At 62.6% G+C, this 14,280-nt stretch carries 18 protein-coding genes; 10 read left to right on the forward strand and 8 right to left on the reverse strand.

Annotated elements, in window-relative coordinates:
- Positions 1-51: 51 nt before the first annotated feature.
- Both fabB and fabA read right to left on the reverse strand, forming a co-directional pair.
- The gene (fabB, locus tag ABW043_RS05710) at positions 52-1,278 is read right to left on the reverse strand and encodes a beta-ketoacyl-ACP synthase I (RefSeq protein WP_353920260.1); all 1,227 of its coding nucleotides are present in this window, start codon (positions 1,276-1,278) and stop codon (positions 52-54) included.
- An 87-nt stretch (positions 1,279-1,365) separates the two neighbouring features.
- Entirely contained in the window at positions 1,366-1,896 is a 531-nt protein-coding gene (fabA, locus tag ABW043_RS05715; RefSeq protein ID WP_353920261.1) for a 3-hydroxyacyl-[acyl-carrier-protein] dehydratase FabA, read from the reverse strand.
- A 187-nt stretch (positions 1,897-2,083) separates the two neighbouring features.
- Between fabA and irrA the strand changes: the two genes are divergently transcribed.
- The 3 genes from irrA (at position 2,084) to ABW043_RS05730 (ending at position 4,149) form a co-directional block, all read left to right on the forward strand.
- Entirely contained in the window at positions 2,084-2,527 is a 444-nt protein-coding gene (irrA, locus tag ABW043_RS05720) for an iron response transcriptional regulator IrrA (protein ID WP_353920262.1), read from the forward strand.
- Positions 2,528-2,723: 196 nt separating this feature from the next.
- Positions 2,724-3,557 (forward strand): arylamine N-acetyltransferase family protein, encoded by an 834-nt coding sequence (locus ABW043_RS05725; RefSeq protein ID WP_353920263.1) that lies wholly within the window; start codon positions 2,724-2,726, stop codon positions 3,555-3,557.
- Between the two features lie 4 nt (positions 3,558-3,561).
- On the forward strand, positions 3,562-4,149 hold the full coding sequence (locus ABW043_RS05730) for a YdeI/OmpD-associated family protein (protein ID WP_353920264.1): 588 nt from the start codon (positions 3,562-3,564) through the stop codon (positions 4,147-4,149).
- A 19-nt stretch (positions 4,150-4,168) separates the two neighbouring features.
- Here ABW043_RS05730 and ABW043_RS05735 read toward each other — a convergent pair whose 3' ends face one another.
- Positions 4,169-4,648 (reverse strand): MarR family winged helix-turn-helix transcriptional regulator, encoded by a 480-nt coding sequence (locus tag ABW043_RS05735; protein ID WP_353920265.1) that lies wholly within the window; start codon positions 4,646-4,648, stop codon positions 4,169-4,171.
- 107 nt (positions 4,649-4,755) lie between these two features.
- On the opposite strand from ABW043_RS05735, the gene ABW043_RS05740 reads away from it, so the two are divergent.
- The 4 genes from ABW043_RS05740 to ABW043_RS05755 all read left to right on the forward strand — a co-directional run bounded on the left by ABW043_RS05740 (position 4,756) and on the right by ABW043_RS05755 (position 8,508).
- The gene (locus ABW043_RS05740) at positions 4,756-5,970 is read left to right on the forward strand and encodes an HlyD family secretion protein (protein WP_353920266.1); all 1,215 of its coding nucleotides are present in this window, start codon (positions 4,756-4,758) and stop codon (positions 5,968-5,970) included.
- A gap of 1 nt (position 5,971) precedes the next feature.
- Positions 5,972-7,012: an FUSC family protein gene (locus ABW043_RS05745; RefSeq protein ID WP_353920267.1), complete on the forward strand. Its 1,041-nt coding sequence runs from the start codon at positions 5,972-5,974 to the stop codon at positions 7,010-7,012.
- Between the two features lie 69 nt (positions 7,013-7,081).
- Positions 7,082-7,621, forward strand: coding sequence for a DUF1697 domain-containing protein (locus ABW043_RS05750; RefSeq protein ID WP_353920268.1), 540 nt, complete (start codon positions 7,082-7,084; stop codon positions 7,619-7,621).
- A complete protein-coding gene (locus tag ABW043_RS05755; RefSeq protein ID WP_353920269.1) occupies positions 7,618-8,508 on the forward strand; it encodes a ribokinase in 891 nt (296 codons plus the stop codon). Before ABW043_RS05750 ends, ABW043_RS05755 begins: the two co-directional genes overlap by 4 nt.
- A gap of 134 nt (positions 8,509-8,642) precedes the next feature.
- On the opposite strand, the gene truB is transcribed toward ABW043_RS05755, so the two are convergent.
- The 4 genes from truB to ABW043_RS05775 all read right to left on the reverse strand — a co-directional run bounded on the left by truB (position 8,643) and on the right by ABW043_RS05775 (position 11,854).
- The gene (gene truB, locus ABW043_RS05760; RefSeq protein ID WP_353920270.1) at positions 8,643-9,551 is read right to left on the reverse strand and encodes a tRNA pseudouridine(55) synthase TruB; all 909 of its coding nucleotides are present in this window, start codon (positions 9,549-9,551) and stop codon (positions 8,643-8,645) included.
- A 2-nt stretch (positions 9,552-9,553) separates the two neighbouring features.
- On the reverse strand, positions 9,554-9,961 hold the full coding sequence (gene rbfA / locus ABW043_RS05765) for a 30S ribosome-binding factor RbfA (RefSeq protein WP_353920271.1): 408 nt from the start codon (positions 9,959-9,961) through the stop codon (positions 9,554-9,556).
- Between the two features lie 33 nt (positions 9,962-9,994).
- Positions 9,995-10,657 carry a hypothetical protein gene (locus tag ABW043_RS05770; protein ID WP_353920272.1) on the reverse strand — a complete coding sequence of 221 codons (663 nt, stop codon included), beginning with the start codon at positions 10,655-10,657 and terminating at the stop codon, positions 9,995-9,997.
- Between the two features lie 177 nt (positions 10,658-10,834).
- Positions 10,835-11,854 carry a 2-hydroxyacid dehydrogenase gene (locus ABW043_RS05775; RefSeq protein ID WP_353920273.1) on the reverse strand — a complete coding sequence of 340 codons (1,020 nt, stop codon included), beginning with the start codon at positions 11,852-11,854 and terminating at the stop codon, positions 10,835-10,837.
- A 106-nt stretch (positions 11,855-11,960) separates the two neighbouring features.
- Here ABW043_RS05775 and ABW043_RS05780 point away from each other — a divergent pair, with 106 nt between their 5' ends.
- Entirely contained in the window at positions 11,961-12,533 is a 573-nt protein-coding gene (locus tag ABW043_RS05780; RefSeq protein WP_353920274.1) for an SH3 domain-containing protein, read from the forward strand.
- A 58-nt stretch (positions 12,534-12,591) separates the two neighbouring features.
- Here ABW043_RS05780 and ABW043_RS05785 read toward each other — a convergent pair whose 3' ends face one another.
- Positions 12,592-13,383: a hypothetical protein gene (locus ABW043_RS05785; RefSeq protein WP_353920275.1), complete on the reverse strand. Its 792-nt coding sequence runs from the start codon at positions 13,381-13,383 to the stop codon at positions 12,592-12,594.
- 154 nt (positions 13,384-13,537) lie between these two features.
- Between ABW043_RS05785 and ABW043_RS05790 the strand changes: the two genes are divergently transcribed.
- Both ABW043_RS05790 and ABW043_RS05795 read left to right on the forward strand, forming a co-directional pair.
- Complete coding sequence (locus ABW043_RS05790; RefSeq protein WP_353920276.1) at positions 13,538-13,966, forward strand: TadE family protein; 429 nt, start codon at positions 13,538-13,540, stop codon at positions 13,964-13,966.
- Between the two features lie 32 nt (positions 13,967-13,998).
- Positions 13,999-14,280 (forward strand): pilus assembly protein TadG-related protein (locus ABW043_RS05795; RefSeq protein ID WP_353920277.1); only part of this gene is annotated, 282 nt, incomplete at its 3' end.

Consider the following 14,280-nt stretch of genomic DNA (forward strand, 5'->3'; position numbering starts at 1 on the left):
AAAAATCCCCGCTTACGCGGGGATTTCATTGTGAATGGCTGGAACGACGCGTCACGCGTCCGGGTGCTTGAAGACCAGGGCGGCATTGGTGCCGCCAAATCCGAAACTGTTGGACAGCACATGGCCGAGGTCGACGTTGTCGCGACGCTGGCGCAGGATCGGCATGTCTTCGAAAGCGGGGTCGAGCACGTCGATATTGGCGCTTTCGGCGATGAAGCGATTGCGCATCATCAGGATCGAATAGATCGACTCGTGCACGCCCGTGGCGCCCTGGCTGTGGCCGGTCAGCGACTTGGTCGCCGAGATCGGCGGGCACTTGCCCTCATTGCCGAAAACGGCGCGCAGGGCTTCGATTTCCTTGAGATCGCCGACCGGGGTCGAGGTGGCGTGCGGATTGATATAGTCGATCGGCGCCTTGATGTTCTTGAGCGCCATGCGCATGCAGCGCTCGGCGCCTTCGCCCGAGGGGGCGACCATATCGACGCCGTCCGACGTCGCGCCATAGCCGACCAGTTCAGCCCAGATCTTGGCACCGCGCGCCCTGGCGTGTTCGTACTCTTCGAGCACCAGCACACCGGCACCGCCGGAAATCACAAAACCGTCGCGGGCCGCGTCGTAGCAGCGCGAGGCCTTGGCGGGGGTCTCGTTATAGTTCGAGCTCATGGCGCCCATGGCATCGAACAGGTTCGACAGGGTCCAGTCGAGGTCTTCGTGGCCACCGGCGAAGACGATGTCCTGCTTGCCCAGCATAATCTGCTCCATGGCATTGCCGATGCAATGCTTGGAGGTCGCGCAGGCGGCGGTGATCGTATAGTTGACACCCTTGATGGCAAAGGATGTGGCGAGCGTAGCCGAAGCCGTCGAGCCCATGGCCTTGGGCACGGCGAGCGGCCCGATGCGTTTTGGCGATTTCTTTTCGCGGGTGACGTCGGCCGCTTCGACGATGGTGCGGGTGGAGGCGCCGCCCGAACCCATGACGATGCCGGTCATGGGATTGGAAATGTCTGATTCCTCAAGGCCTGCATCGGCGATGGCCTGCTGCATGGCAAGGTAGTTCCAGGCCGCGCCCTTGCCCATGAAACGGGTGACGCGACGGTCGAGCACTTCGAACGGATCGAGACGCGGGTCGCCCTTGACCTGCGAGCGGAAACCCAATTCGGCATAGTCTTCGGCAAAGACGATACCGGGCTTGGCCAGGCGCAGGCTTTCAGTGACTTCGTCGAGCGAGTTGCCGATCGAAGAAATGATACCCATGCCGGTTACCACTACTCGTCTCATAGAATCCTCGCTCTAGTCTGGTGAAGGCGCCATGGGTCTGAGCGCTTCACTCTATATAGTTTCAGTTCGGTACGGCATTAAGGCCGATCAGGCGCTCTTCTGCTCGTGGAGCTGGGCATCGGTGAAAAGACCAACGCGCAAGTCCTTCGCTTCATAGATCAATTTTCCGTCAGCCTTCACCCAGCCATCGGCGATGCCGAGGGTCAGGCGCGAGCGCATGACGCGCTTGATGTCGATGCCGTATTCCACGACCTTGACGTCATTGGTCACCTGGCCAGTGAACTTGATTTCGCCGCCGAGGGCACGGCCCTTGCCGGGCTGGCCGATCCAGCCAAGGAAGAAGCCGGTCATCTGCCAGACGGCATCGAGGCCGAGGCAGCCGGGCATCACGGGATCATCGATAAAGTGGCACTTGAAGAACCACAGGTCCGGGTTCACGTCGAGTTCGGCGCGCACGAGGCCCTTGCCGAAATCGCCGCCGGTTTCGTCGATATGGGTGATGCGGTCGAACATCAGCATTGGGGGCGCTGGCAGGCGCGCATCCATCTGGCCGGGCAATTCGCCGCGACCATGCGCCAGAAGCTCTTCATAACCAAATGCGTGTTGCCGGTCCGCCATTACCCATCCCCGCTAAGCTCAAGCCTTGTCTCGTATAGAGGTGGAGAAAAGGGGTCAAGCCAGCCCAAAGACCGAGGGACGGGAGCGGGCTTGCGCTGTGACAGTTCGGCGACTTGTTTCAAACCCCTGCCGCCACTATAAGTAGTGTCATATTTTATGGACCAATGAGACGAGTAGCACTGGCCCAATGACCGATTTTGACCTTGCCGACCGTCCTGCGTCCCACACGCCCTGCCTGACGGCAGTGTTGCGTATGGCTGGATTGCGGCCCACGCGACAGCGCGTTGCCCTGGCCGAACTGCTGTTTGGCGGCCCGCATCGCCATGTCAGCGCCGAGCAATTGCATTCGGAAGCCAATGCGGCCGATGTGAACGTGTCGCTCGCGACCATCTACAACACGCTGCACCAGTTTCACGAAGCCGGGCTTTTGCGCGAAGTGGCGATCGACGCCTCGCGCTCCTACTTCGATACCGATACGTCCGACCACCACCATTTCTTTGTGGAAGAAGAGCAGCGGATGATCGATATCCCCGCCTCTTCCGTCGAATTCAAGGCCCTCCCCCTGCCCCCCAAGGGCATGGAAGTGGCCCATATCGACGTGGTCATCCGCGTTCGCAAGGCGCCGGTCTGATTTTCGATATCACGGTTCGTCACCCTCGGGCCTGACCCGAGGGCTCTTCACTTGCGGCTACGCTTTCAAGTGAAACGTCCTCGGGTCAAGCCCGGGGATGACGGCAAACGGGTGTCGAAGCTGTCGTGCACCCCGTGACAAAAGCCTGCCCTTTGCCCATATAGTGGGGCCCAGGAAACAGCGACAAAGGTGGTCGATGCCCGAAAAGGTCAATCTCAATGCCTATTTCGAGCGAATCGGCTTTGCCGGTTCGATTGCACCCACCATTCAGACCCTGGAACTGCTGCACGCGCTGCATCCGGCGGTCATCCCCTTCGAAAATATCGGGCCGCTGATCGGCGAGCAGGTGATGCTCGACCAGCAGAGCCTTGAAAAGAAGCTGCTTACAGACAAGCGCGGCGGCTTCTGCTTCGAGCACAATTTCCTCTTCATGCGCATCCTGGGCGATCTCGACTATGAGGTGCGGCCGCTTCTCGCGCGGGTGATCTGGACCAACCCCGAGGCCATTGCCGCGCCGCCGAGCCACATGCTGCTGCTCGTCGATATCAAGGGCGCCAATTATATCGCCGATGTCGGCTTTGGCGGATTGAGCCTGACGACGCCGCTGCGCCTCAGGGCCGGGGCCGAGCAGATAACGCCGCACGAGACCTTCCGCCTGACCGGTGGCGATCCCAATTGGACCCTTGAAGTCAAGATCGGGGAAGAGTGGCGCGGCGTCTATGTCTTTACCACCGACCCGGTGGCCGAGGTGGACCTGTGGGACATCAATCGAGATCTCTCGAGCAATCCCGCCTCCCCATTCACGCTGCAATTGCGCGCGGCGCTGGCCCCGAGCGGGCGGCGGCTGAAAGTGCACAATGACCAGTTCACGGTGCAGCCAACCGGCGAAGCGGCGGAAAAACGCACCCTGACCTCGGTCGAGGAGATTCGTGCAGTGCTGACCGAGGAGCTTGGCCTGACCCTGCCCGAAAGCGAAAAACTCGACGCCAAGCTCGCCGGGTTCCTTACGACGCCGCAAACGGTCGAGTAGCCTCATGGCCCCGGTCACAGTGCCGCTTGAGGCCCTGCACGAGTTTCCCGATTTTCAGTCGTTTTACGACTGGCTCGCGAAAAATCACGACACTGCACCGGAAGTCTGGATCCGCATTTTCAAGAAGGGTACGGGCAAGCCGACCGTCACGCCGGTCGAGGCAATCGATGCCGTGCTCTGCTGGGGCTGGATCGACGCCATCAGGAAGAGTTGGGACGACGAGAGCTTTGTGCAGCGCTATTGCCCGAGGCGCCCGAAATCGGTGTGGAGCCAGGTCAATCGCGACAATGTCGCCCGGCTGACCGAGGCGGGGCTGATGACCAGGCATGGCGAGGCGCATGTCGATCTCGCCAAGGCCGATGGGCGCTGGGACGCGGCCTACAAGACCACGATGGGTTCGCCCAAGGACCTGCTGGCGGCGATCAAGGCCAATGCCGATGCGCAGAAGACTTTTGAAAAGCTCAGCGCACAAAACCGCTTCGCGCTGACCTTTCGCGTCCATAGCCTCAAGACCGAGGCGGGTCGCAAGAAGAAGATTGCCAGCTTCGTCGAGATGCTGGCGCGGGGCGAAACCATCTATCCGCAGGGGTAGCGTGATCGCCACCCTCGGGTCAGACCCGAGGATGACGCTCCGCAATCTTCGTGGCCAGCTCTTGTTCGAGCCCCTCATTGCGCGCCTTCAGCGCCACGACAATGTCGGAGAGAAAGCGCTCGATGACTTCGATGTCGGTGCGGGAATAATCCGCCAGAACGGTTTCGCGCAGGCGCTGGGCGCTGCGTGACAGGGGCAGCGCCATTTCCTCGGCGCCGGGGCCAATCTGCAGCAATGTGGCGCGGCGATCGCTCGGATGCTGCTCGCGCAGCACGTAGCCGTCCTTTTCCAGCCGGTTGATCAGGATGGCCGTGGCGCCCGAGGTCATGCCGAGGTGCCGGCCAAGCGTCGTCGGCGTCGCCTGCCCGTCCTGATCCCTGATGAAGCGAATGGCCATCATGTCGGACATGTTGATGCCAGCGGCAGCCGAAAAGGCGCGGTAGCCCCGGCTCATTTCGTCGGTCAATTCGCGCATCAGTGGCTCGATCCGGTCCTGCATGCCCCCTCCTTTAGTCAGTTTTTACTATTTTGCAAAGATACTTTCTTGCAAAGGTACTTTTTCGGGACTAGATAACTGCCAACACACCAGCAATCGAAGAAACCGAAATGGCAAAGCTTTCTCCTATGACCGAAGGCGACATTCAAGCCGCCAACGCTACCCGCGCCGAAACCCGGCCCGCTGTTGTTCCGCCCGTACCAGCCGAGGCAGAGACTGTGACGGTCGCCGAAATCATCGAAGAACCGGCAAAACCCTCGCGTAGCCGCAAGAAGGCGCGCGTCGTGGGCCTGAGCCTTTTCGTTATCTTGGGCGGGGCCATCGCCTGGTATCCGCTGTCGGACCATAACGCGCCCTTCGCCTCGGGCGGTTCCGTCATGGGCAATGTGACCCAGATCGGTCCGCGCGTCGCCGGCCCGGTTGCCGAAGTGCTCGTTACGGACAATTCGAGCGTCAAGGCGGGCGATCCGCTGTTCCGCATCGACGAGACGACGTTCCGCATGGACGTGGCTCAGGCCGAAGCGCAGCTCGACCTCACCTCGACCAATATTTCCTCGGCCAGCGCTGCCATTCCGGCCACGCAGGCCAAGCTCAGCCAGGCCGACGTGGCGCTGGTGACGGCAAAGGATGCAGTCGAGCGCACGCGGCAGATGTATGATCGCGGCCTTGTCACCGACGCCCAGAAGACCCAGGCTGAAGGCAATTTCCAGACGGCCGAACTTAATGTCGCTGCCGCACAGGCCGAACTGACCCGCGTCACCACCTCGGCCGGCGCGCTCGACGATACCAATCCCAATTTCCGCGCGGCGCAGGCCGGGCTCGAAAAGGCACGCTTTGCGCTCGAAAGCACCACGGTTGTGGCGCCGACCGATGGGCATGTGTCCAACCTTCTGCTCACCCAGGGCCAGTTCGTCGCTGCCGGTTCGCCGGTGATGACCTTCATTTCCGGGGATCGCGGCTCGGTGCTGGTCGACTTCCGCGAGAACCAGCTCGTCAACGTGCAGCCCGGCGACAAGGCCGTGGTGGTGTTTGAAGCCGCGCCCGGACAGCAGTTCGACGCCACGGTCGATTCGATCGCCTGGGGCATTTCGAGCGGCCGCACCTCGACCAATGGCCTTGCCCAGTCCTCGACCGACACGCGCTGGTTCCCCCCGGCCCGCAAGATCCCGGTGCGTGTCAGCATCGACGACCCCGCTTCGCTGCCGCCCAATGTGCGTATCGGCTCAGAAGCCGCGGCACTGATCCTGCCCGATGAAGGCGGCCTCGTGCCGGCCATTGCGCGGACCATGCTCGGCCTGTCGAGCGTGATGTCGGGCTTTAACTAAAATGGAAACGCTGCCGCGCGTCGACCCGCTGGAAGATCCCTATCTCGCGCTCCGCACCATGCTCGGCGTGGTGCTGCTGTTCGCGCTGGCAGAACCGCTGGGCATGAGCCAGCCCATGCTGCCCATCGCCATCGGCATGAGCATTCTCTCCGGCCAGCGCGGCGCCCTGACGCCGCGCACCTTTGCCGGTCCAATCATGCTGCCGATCATTGCCATCATCTTTTCGTGGCTCGCCGCGGTGACGGTCAACGAGCCCATGCTCTTCATCATGATGAATGTGGTGCTGGCAGCGGGCGGCATTGCCCTCATGCTGTTCCGTGGCTCACGCGCCGGCATGATGCTGACCGTCTTTCCAGCGATGATGTCGATCTCCGCGCTCTACAACGAATATGCGCTGGTCGCCATTCGCGACAGCATGGTTTCGGGCGGACTGATGGTGGGTGTGGCGGCGGTTGTCACCAACCTGCTGTTTCCACCCAAGACCAAGCGGGTGCATGTGGAGCGGCCAAAGCCGCATGTGTCGCGCAATCCGGCTGTGGAACTGGGTATCCGCGTCGCGGTCTATCTCGCCGTGCTCATCGCCACCTATGCGACCAACAATATTAGCCTGCTTATCGCGCCGATCATGATGGTCTTCGTCTGTGCCGAACCCGACCATGGCGGGCGTCTGGAGCAGGTGGTGGATCGCGGTGGCGGCACTGTTATCGGAGCGATCGTCGGCATCGTGGCGCTGTTCGTCTACAATCTCGTGCCGCAGTTCATCGTGCTGCTGCTGCTGCTCGCGGCGATCACCTATGTGCTGATCGATCGCATGACGACGGGGCCGGCGCGGCCGCAATACTACCAGTATGTGTGCTCGGTGGCGCTGGTGGTGGTGCTGTCCTCGATCTATGGCACCAATTCGGCTTTTGAAGTCGTGGTGCAGCGCGTCTCGATCACCGTCGGCATCATGCTGGCCGGCATCGTCCTCCTGTCGCTGCTCGAGGCCATGTTTGTGCAGCGCGACGATAGTCCCGAAGAACTGGCGCCTGTCGCCTCCTGAGCCTTCCAATCCCCTGCCGCCCGGTGCTACATCGGGCGGCAGATGTTTGCGCCGGAGGAGGGGCGGGACATGGCTTTGGACGTCGCTTTCCTGCGCGGCATCAATCTTGGCAAGCGCCAGATGAAGATGGCCGAACTGAAGACCTGTCTCGAAGAGGCGGGCTTTTCGGATGTTAAGACGATCCTTGCCAGCGGCAATGTGCGCTTTCTCAGCAAAGCCGCCCCGGTCGAGAGCAAGGCGCTCCTCGAAAAAACCATCGAACAGAAATTCGGCTTCAAGGTCGGCGTTGTGCTGCGGAGCGAAGACGACATCAAGGAAATGCTCGCCGAGCATCCCTTTGACAGGATCGATTCCGCGGCCGACGTAACTAAGCACGTGCTGATGTTCGACGAACCGCTGCCCAAGGGCGTGGTGATCGATGACAAGCCGGGCCATACCGAGATCGTCCGCATCGACCCCAAGGAAATCTACATTGCCGGCTATCGCCAGCCCAATGGGCGCTATACGGAAGGCGTCGAGGAGGTGCTGAAGCCGCTTTATGCCAAGCTCGGCAAGGGCGTGCTCGACACCATGCGCAACTGGAACACCATCGAAAAGGTCCTCAAGTGATCGTTGTTTTCGGCTCTACCAATCTCGATCAGGTCGGCACCGTTTCGCGTCTGCCGGCACCCGGCGAAACCGTTGCGGGCGGCACCTTTTCCATGGCGCCGGGCGGCAAGGGCGCCAACCAGGCGCTGGCGGCGCGCCGCGCCGGGGCCGATGTGCGCCATGTGTCGGCCGTGGGCGACGACGCCTTTGCCGATATGGCGCTGAAGCTTTTGCAGGAAGGCGGGGTGGACCTCAGCCAGATGCGGAAAGCGCGTGCCGCAACCGGCATTGCCATGATCTTTGTCGATAGCGCGGGCGAAAATGTCATCGCCATTCTGCCGGGCGCCAATGGCACAGTGAGCGCCGAGGATGCCGAGCGGACGCTGGGTGGCCTTAGCGCCAACGATACGATCCTGCTGCAGCAGGAGGTACCACAGACCGCAACGCGCAAGGCGCTGGAGATTGCCCGGACCAAGGGCGCGCGCAGCGTGCTCAATACCGCGCCGTTTCTGGCCGACACGCCGGAACTCGCGCCGCTGGCCGATATCGTTGTTGCCAACGAAACCGAATTTGCGCTGCTCTCGGGCCGCGGCATCGAGGAACTCGATGCGGCCATGGATGAGTGGGTCAAAAAGACCGGACGCACCATTGTCGTTACCCTTGGTCCCGATGGGGCGCGGGCGGTTTTGCCCGAGGGCAAGTTTTCCGTGCCGGCCTACAAGGTGACGCCGGTCGATACGGTGGGTGCGGGAGATACGTTCTGCGGCTATCTCGCCGCAAGCCTTGATGCCGGGATGACGCTGGAGCAAGCCATGCGCCGCGCTGCTGTGGCGGGAAGCCTCGCCTGCCTCAATCCGGGCGCGCAGCCGGCCATTCCGCTCGCCAAGGATGTGGACGCGCTGGTTTAGAAGCGCCTGACATCAGCCAATTCCGATCAGTCGTCACCACCGGGCTTGTCCCGGTGGTCCACGCTTGGGGCGAGATACATTGCCGGGACGAGCCCGGCAATGACGACTACCAAAGAGTGTCGTGCCAGGGCGGGCTAGTGAAAGACGCGCCGCGGCTTGAACTGGCCGAATTCGACCGAGCCCGTCGCCAGCACCTTGCCCTTGAAACTCACCCAGCATTCATCGAGCTGAGCCGGGGCCGCAGCGCCCGTCAGCAGCACGGGATTGCCATTGCCCACGGCACTGGCCTGGCCGGCATCGAGGCGGATTTCGGGGAGGTCGACGAGACCGGCCGCGGTCGGGGCGAGGAGCGCGTCGCGGGCGTCGCCGGCTTCGGCGGCTTCCAGTTCTTCAAGCGTCACCGCATCTTCATCGGTGAACGGACCGACGGCGGCACGATGGAGGCTGCCGACATGGCCGCGGGTGCCCAGCACCTCGGCAATGTCGCGGGCGAGCGAGCGCACATAGGTGCCCTTGCCGCAGGTGACTTCCAGCACACTTTGCTCGGCGCCGTGTTCGAGGACGACAAGAGCGTCGACCTCGATGGGGCGCTCGGCCAGTTCCACCACTTCGCCGGCGCGAGCGAGATCATAGGCGCGTTCGCCATCGATCTTGAGCGCCGAAAAGATCGGCGGGCGCTGCATGATGAGGCCGGTGAAACGGGGCAGAACGGCTTCGAGTGCGTCGCGCTCGGGCCGGACGTCCGAGGTGGCGATTACCTCGCCTTCGCGGTCGTCGGTCGTCGTGGCGCTGCCCCAGACGATGGAGAAGCGATAGACCTTGGTGCCGTCCTGTACCTGCGGCACGGCCTTGGTGGCTTCGCCCAGCGCAATGGGCAGGATGCCGGTTGCGAGGGGATCAAGCGTGCCTGCATGGCCGGCCTTGGCGGCGGAAAACAGCCAACGCACCTTGCCCACCGCCTGGGTGGAGGTGAAGTCATAAGGCTTGTTGAGCACAACCCATCCGGAAATGGGGCGCTTCTTGGATTTCTTCTGTTCGGTCACGTTTATTCTTCGTCTTGACCGTCATCGTCGAGATCGCGCTTGACGCGATCCGAGCGCAGCAATTCGTCGATGCGGCCGGCTTCTTCAAAAGTGTCGTCCACGAAGAAGCGGATATCGGGGGCAAATTTGAGGTTCAGCTTGGGCGCAATCCGACCACGCACGAATTTCGTGTGCCGGTTCAGCGCCGCGACGATCTCTTCGGCATGTTGCCCGCCAAGCGGCATAATATAGGCGCTGGCGAGTTTGAGATCATTGGACATGCGCACTTCGGGCACGGTGACCACCGCGCCGACCATCGCTTCATCTTCGATATCGCCGCGTGCAAAAATCTCCGCCAGCGCATGGCGGACAAGTTCGCCCACGCGCAGCTGACGCTGGCTCGGGCCCAGAGGCTTGTTGTCTTTTTTCATGGGCAAGCGGATTAGGCTTTTAGGGCCCTTCCGTCAATCCGCCTTGCTGAGCGTGACCTCGGCCGCGAGCTGGTTGGCCCGGGCCTGGACGATGTCAGTCGCGACCGGCCAGGTCTTGGGATCGCCGGGATCAAAGCTCTTGCCGCGCCATTCCTGATAGATGATGGCGACGCCAGTATCGGAGCGCCGGAAGCTGGCGACCATGACCTCGCCGAGCCCGGCATAGGTGGAATACCGATCGGCATAGGCGCCGCAGACAAAGCCGAGCGGCGCCAGGTCATTGTCGCCATTGTCCTGGCCGAGCTGGAAGAAGCCGGTCAGTTCGGGTTTGCAGCTATTGGCGTGCAGCGTCATCAGGGCAGCGCGATAGTCGGCTAGGGTTCTTTCGTTCTCGTCGCGGCTGATGCGCGCGCCGTAGAGCGTGGTCCAGAGCGCTTCGCTCTCGCCCTTGGGATAGATTTCAAGGAGAGCCTGCCCGTCCTCGGCGAGGAACGTCGCCTCCACCCGGGCGAGCGCCGCGTCTTCGCCGGTCAGCCAGTCGGGCCGGGGCATAGCCAGATGATGGCCCAGCGCATCGAGAACCAGCTTGCCGTTTTCTTCGACGAGGGGCGGGGTGCTGCGAATCTGCGCCGTAGCCGGCATGATAGCGGCGCCCAAGGCGACAAGAACGAGGAAAACGGTTCTCAACGGCGTCACGGGGCACTCCTTAGCCCAAAGACAGGTGCAGTCCGGCCCAAGCCCCCAAAGGCCGACTGCTGTGCGCACGATTAGAAAGGAAGTCTCTTCGGCGCAAGATGAACGCGTTGGCGGCGTGATGATGAAGCGGCGTATGAAGGAAAGCTGCAACACATGGCGCGATGCGCCTTGTCTGCCCTAGCCCCGCGCACTCCTTGGCAGCGGCTTTTCGGGAAGCAGCCGGTGCGGCGGCTGGTGGCCATCCATGAAGGTGCGGATATTGACGATGACGGTCTCGCCCATCTCGACGCGGGCTTCGAGCGTGGCTGAAGCCATATGGCCGGTCAGGACCACCTGATTGGTCTCGGCCAACCCCAGCAACCTGGGATTGATGCCCTTGCGATTGTCGAAAACGTCGAGCGCGGCGCCGGCAAGACGGCCGGTTTCGATGCGCTCGATCAATGCCACTTCGTCGACCAGTTCGGGCCGGCTGACATTGAGCACATAGGCGCCCGGCTTCATCCGGTCGAGCCGCTCGGCCGAGAGAATATTGGCCGTGTCGCGGGTGAGCGGGGTGTGGAGCGACACGATATCCACCGCTTCGAGCATGGGCTCAAGCTCGAGCCAATAGGTGGCGCCCAAGGGGTCCTCAACGCCCGGCGGGCGGCGATTGCGGGAGAAGTAGTGGATATTGAGCCCGAAGGCGCGGGCGCGCTGCGCCACCGCCGTGCCGATGCGGCCCATGCCCACAATCCCCAGCGCTTTGCCGCGCAGCCGATGGCCCAGCATGGAGGTGGGTGACCAGCCGGCCCAGGACCGATCGCGCAGCAGCAATTGCGAGCCTTCAACCAGCCGCCGTGGCAGGGCCAGCAGCAGCGCCATGGCCATGTCGGCAGTGTCTTCGGTGAGAACGCTCGGCGTATTGGTGACGGTCAGGCCCGCGGCCCAGGCCGCTTCAAGGTCGATATTGTCGACGCCATTGCCGAACTGGGCGATGAGCCGCACGCTCTGCGGCAGGCGGGCGATGAGATCGGCATCGATCCGGTCGGTGATGGTGGAGACCAGAACGTCCTTGCCCTCGACACCGGCCAGGATGTCGTCGGCGGTCAGGGTCTGATCGGTTTCATTGACATCGGTCTCAAAAAGCGTCGCCATGCGCGCTTCGATGGTCTCGGGCAGGCGACGAGTCACCAGTATTTTCGGTTTGCTCGATGTCATGCTTGCCTTGCGACCTGATCACAAAGGGACGGCGTGCGCCTATCCTTTAAGGACCGTTAAGGATCATGCCGTAGTGATAGGGCAATTCCAATCCGTCTGCAAAGTCATGTTCATTTCGCACGCCAGTTCGGGCCGTGCCCGTATACTTTTTCCGCGCTTTTTCGCCGTTTTGCCGCTGGTGCTGGCGAGCCTGTTCGCGACTGCGCCTGTTGCATGGGCCCAGGCCGAATCGGTTTCGGGGCTGAAATTGCCGCGGTTTGTTTCCACGCGCTCCAACCCCATCAATGTGCGTGTCGGCCCCGGCACGAAATACGACATTGCCTGGAATTATACGGTTTCCGGCGTGCCGGTCGAAATCGTCCAGGAATTCGACACCTGGCGCAAGATTCGCGACATGGACGGGGAAGAGGGCTGGGTGCACCAGAGCCTGCTCGTCGGGACGCGCGCCGGCTATGTCACCCCCGTCGCTGCCAATGGCGAAGTCGATATGTATGCTTCGCCGACGACCGAGTCAGGGGTGCGGGCGCGGCTCTCGCCCGGTGTGCGCGTCAACATCTCCGAATGCGATGGCGACTGGTGCACAGTGAGCGCCGGGCAGCCGGGCGAACGCGCCAATTTCTCGGGCTATGTGCGCCAGGAAGAAATCTGGGGCGTCTATCCCGACGAGGTCTTCGACTAACCGTTGTTTGTCGCCTTTTCGAACCGGAAAAGTGGCAGCCACTTTTCCTGAAAACGCTCTAGGCGTCGAGTTCGGCCAGCGCCTCGGCGCGCTGCCGGCCAAGGCGCACGTCGTCGTCCTGCTTGGGGCAGGAACTGCAATAGGCATCGGGAAACGCCAGATAATCGAGGCAGCAGCCTTTTCGCGCGGTGATCAACACCTGGCGGCCGTCCGAGAGGTCGAGGGTTTCAAGATCCCCCTGCCCGACGAGGTCCATGGCTGAGAGCCAGAGACCGCAGAGGCGGCGCTGCTCTTCGACGGTCATTCCCGGCACATAATCGCGAAGCCGCAGCATCAGTCCCAGCATGCGATCGGTCACGAGCCGCAGCGCCGGCACGCGCTTGAGTTTGGTGATAGCGTTGATTTCGGCAAGCAGCCCATCAGCGAAGGCGCGGAGATCAGTGCCGGCGCGCAGGACCAGGCTATCGAGATCGGCCTTGTACTGGGGTCCAGGCGGCAGGCGAAAGCCGCTGACGTCGATCCCCTTGACCTGCTGGCTCACGCTTAAGAGTTGCGGCAGGGCGCCATGCACATGGGTGCCGATAACGGCGACATAGGCCGGCTGCCAGAAGAGATTGGTAAGAAGGCGCACGGCATAGAAGGGCTGGCCGGCCGCGGGATAGGTCGCTTCGAGCCGTGCATAGAGCTCGCGCAGGAACAGCGCATTGTCCCCGCCCGGCACGTACCAGCCGGGAAGCGCCTCGCCCGGCGCGCCCTTTAAAAAGCCGGTGACCCGCGCCGCGGTTTCGAGAAACCGGGTCAGCGCAACGTCGTGGCTATCGAGGGCAAAGAGAAAATTGCGGGCGGCCACAGGGCTCTCCGAAGGTTCGCCCCTCCTATACCGCCCCAGAGCACATAAGCAAATGCCCGATCAGGATGCGGATTTCCTCTGGGCTGCGGATTCACGCCTCAGAGAAGAGGAAAGGCGGAGCATGGAGCGACCATGATCGGTCCGGGAGGCTGGAATGACACGCCACCGTCCACGCTTGCTTGCCGACAATGAAGGTGGGGCCGCCGTCGAGTTTGCCATCCTCGCGCCTGTCTACCTGATGATGCTGTGCGGCATGCTGGCCTATGGGCTCTATTTCGGCGCGGCCCATTCGCTCCAGCAATTGGCCGCCGATGCGGCGCGCATTTCCATTGCCGGGCTCGACAGGACCGAGCGCGACGCGCTGGTCGGGCGCTATCTCGACCGCCATGCCGGCGACTACATGCTGCTCGACCGGGAATTCCTGACCTATGCCATTGGCGATGATCCCGGCGACCCCACGCAATATCGCGTCGCCCTGCGCTATGACGCCATAGAACTGCCGATCTGGAACCTCTATCCACCCCTGCCCATGCCCAGCCGCTACATGGTCTATGGCGCAACGATCCGGCAGGGCGGGCTGTGATTTCCTCGTTCCTCCGCGACAGAAGCGGCAATATGGCGGTGCTGTTTGCCACGGCCTTTTCGCTGTCGGGGGTCATCGGGGCCATCGCCGTTGACGCTGCCGCGCTCTACCACGAAAGGCGCGTCATCCAGTCCACGGTGGACCTTGCCGCCATCAGCGCCGTCCCCAATCCTGCCCGTGCCGAAGAGATCGTTGCCGAAATCATGACCGAGGCCGGCTTTGCCGATCTGTCGGGCCTCGTCGTCACCGTTGGGCGTTTTGAGCCCGACCCGACCCGCGCCCCGGAGGACCGCTTCGTGCCTAATCTGAGCCCG

This window comes from Devosia sp. (assembly GCF_040509215.1).
Taxonomy (GTDB): Bacteria; Pseudomonadota; Alphaproteobacteria; order Rhizobiales; family Devosiaceae; genus Devosia.

Coding starts and splice junctions, on each gene's coding strand:
- fabB (WP_353920260.1), bottom strand. CDS start 1,278: ATGAGACGAGTAGTGGTAACCGGCATGGGTATCATTTCTTCGATCGGC.
- fabA (WP_353920261.1), bottom strand. CDS start 1,896: ATGGCGGACCGGCAACACGCATTTGGTTATGAAGAGCTTCTGGCGCAT.
- irrA (WP_353920262.1), top strand. CDS start 2,084: ATGACCGATTTTGACCTTGCCGACCGTCCTGCGTCCCACACGCCCTGC.
- ABW043_RS05725 (WP_353920263.1), top strand. CDS start 2,724: ATGCCCGAAAAGGTCAATCTCAATGCCTATTTCGAGCGAATCGGCTTT.
- ABW043_RS05730 (WP_353920264.1), top strand. CDS start 3,562: ATGGCCCCGGTCACAGTGCCGCTTGAGGCCCTGCACGAGTTTCCCGAT.
- ABW043_RS05735 (WP_353920265.1), bottom strand. CDS start 4,648: ATGCAGGACCGGATCGAGCCACTGATGCGCGAATTGACCGACGAAATG.
- ABW043_RS05740 (WP_353920266.1), top strand. CDS start 4,756: ATGGCAAAGCTTTCTCCTATGACCGAAGGCGACATTCAAGCCGCCAAC.
- ABW043_RS05745 (WP_353920267.1), top strand. CDS start 5,972: ATGGAAACGCTGCCGCGCGTCGACCCGCTGGAAGATCCCTATCTCGCG.
- ABW043_RS05750 (WP_353920268.1), top strand. CDS start 7,082: ATGGCTTTGGACGTCGCTTTCCTGCGCGGCATCAATCTTGGCAAGCGC.
- rbfA (WP_353920271.1), bottom strand. CDS start 9,961: ATGAAAAAAGACAACAAGCCTCTGGGCCCGAGCCAGCGTCAGCTGCGC.
- ABW043_RS05775 (WP_353920273.1), bottom strand. CDS start 11,854: ATGACATCGAGCAAACCGAAAATACTGGTGACTCGTCGCCTGCCCGAG.
- ABW043_RS05780 (WP_353920274.1), top strand. CDS start 11,961: ATGTTCATTTCGCACGCCAGTTCGGGCCGTGCCCGTATACTTTTTCCG.
- ABW043_RS05790 (WP_353920276.1), top strand. CDS start 13,538: ATGACACGCCACCGTCCACGCTTGCTTGCCGACAATGAAGGTGGGGCC.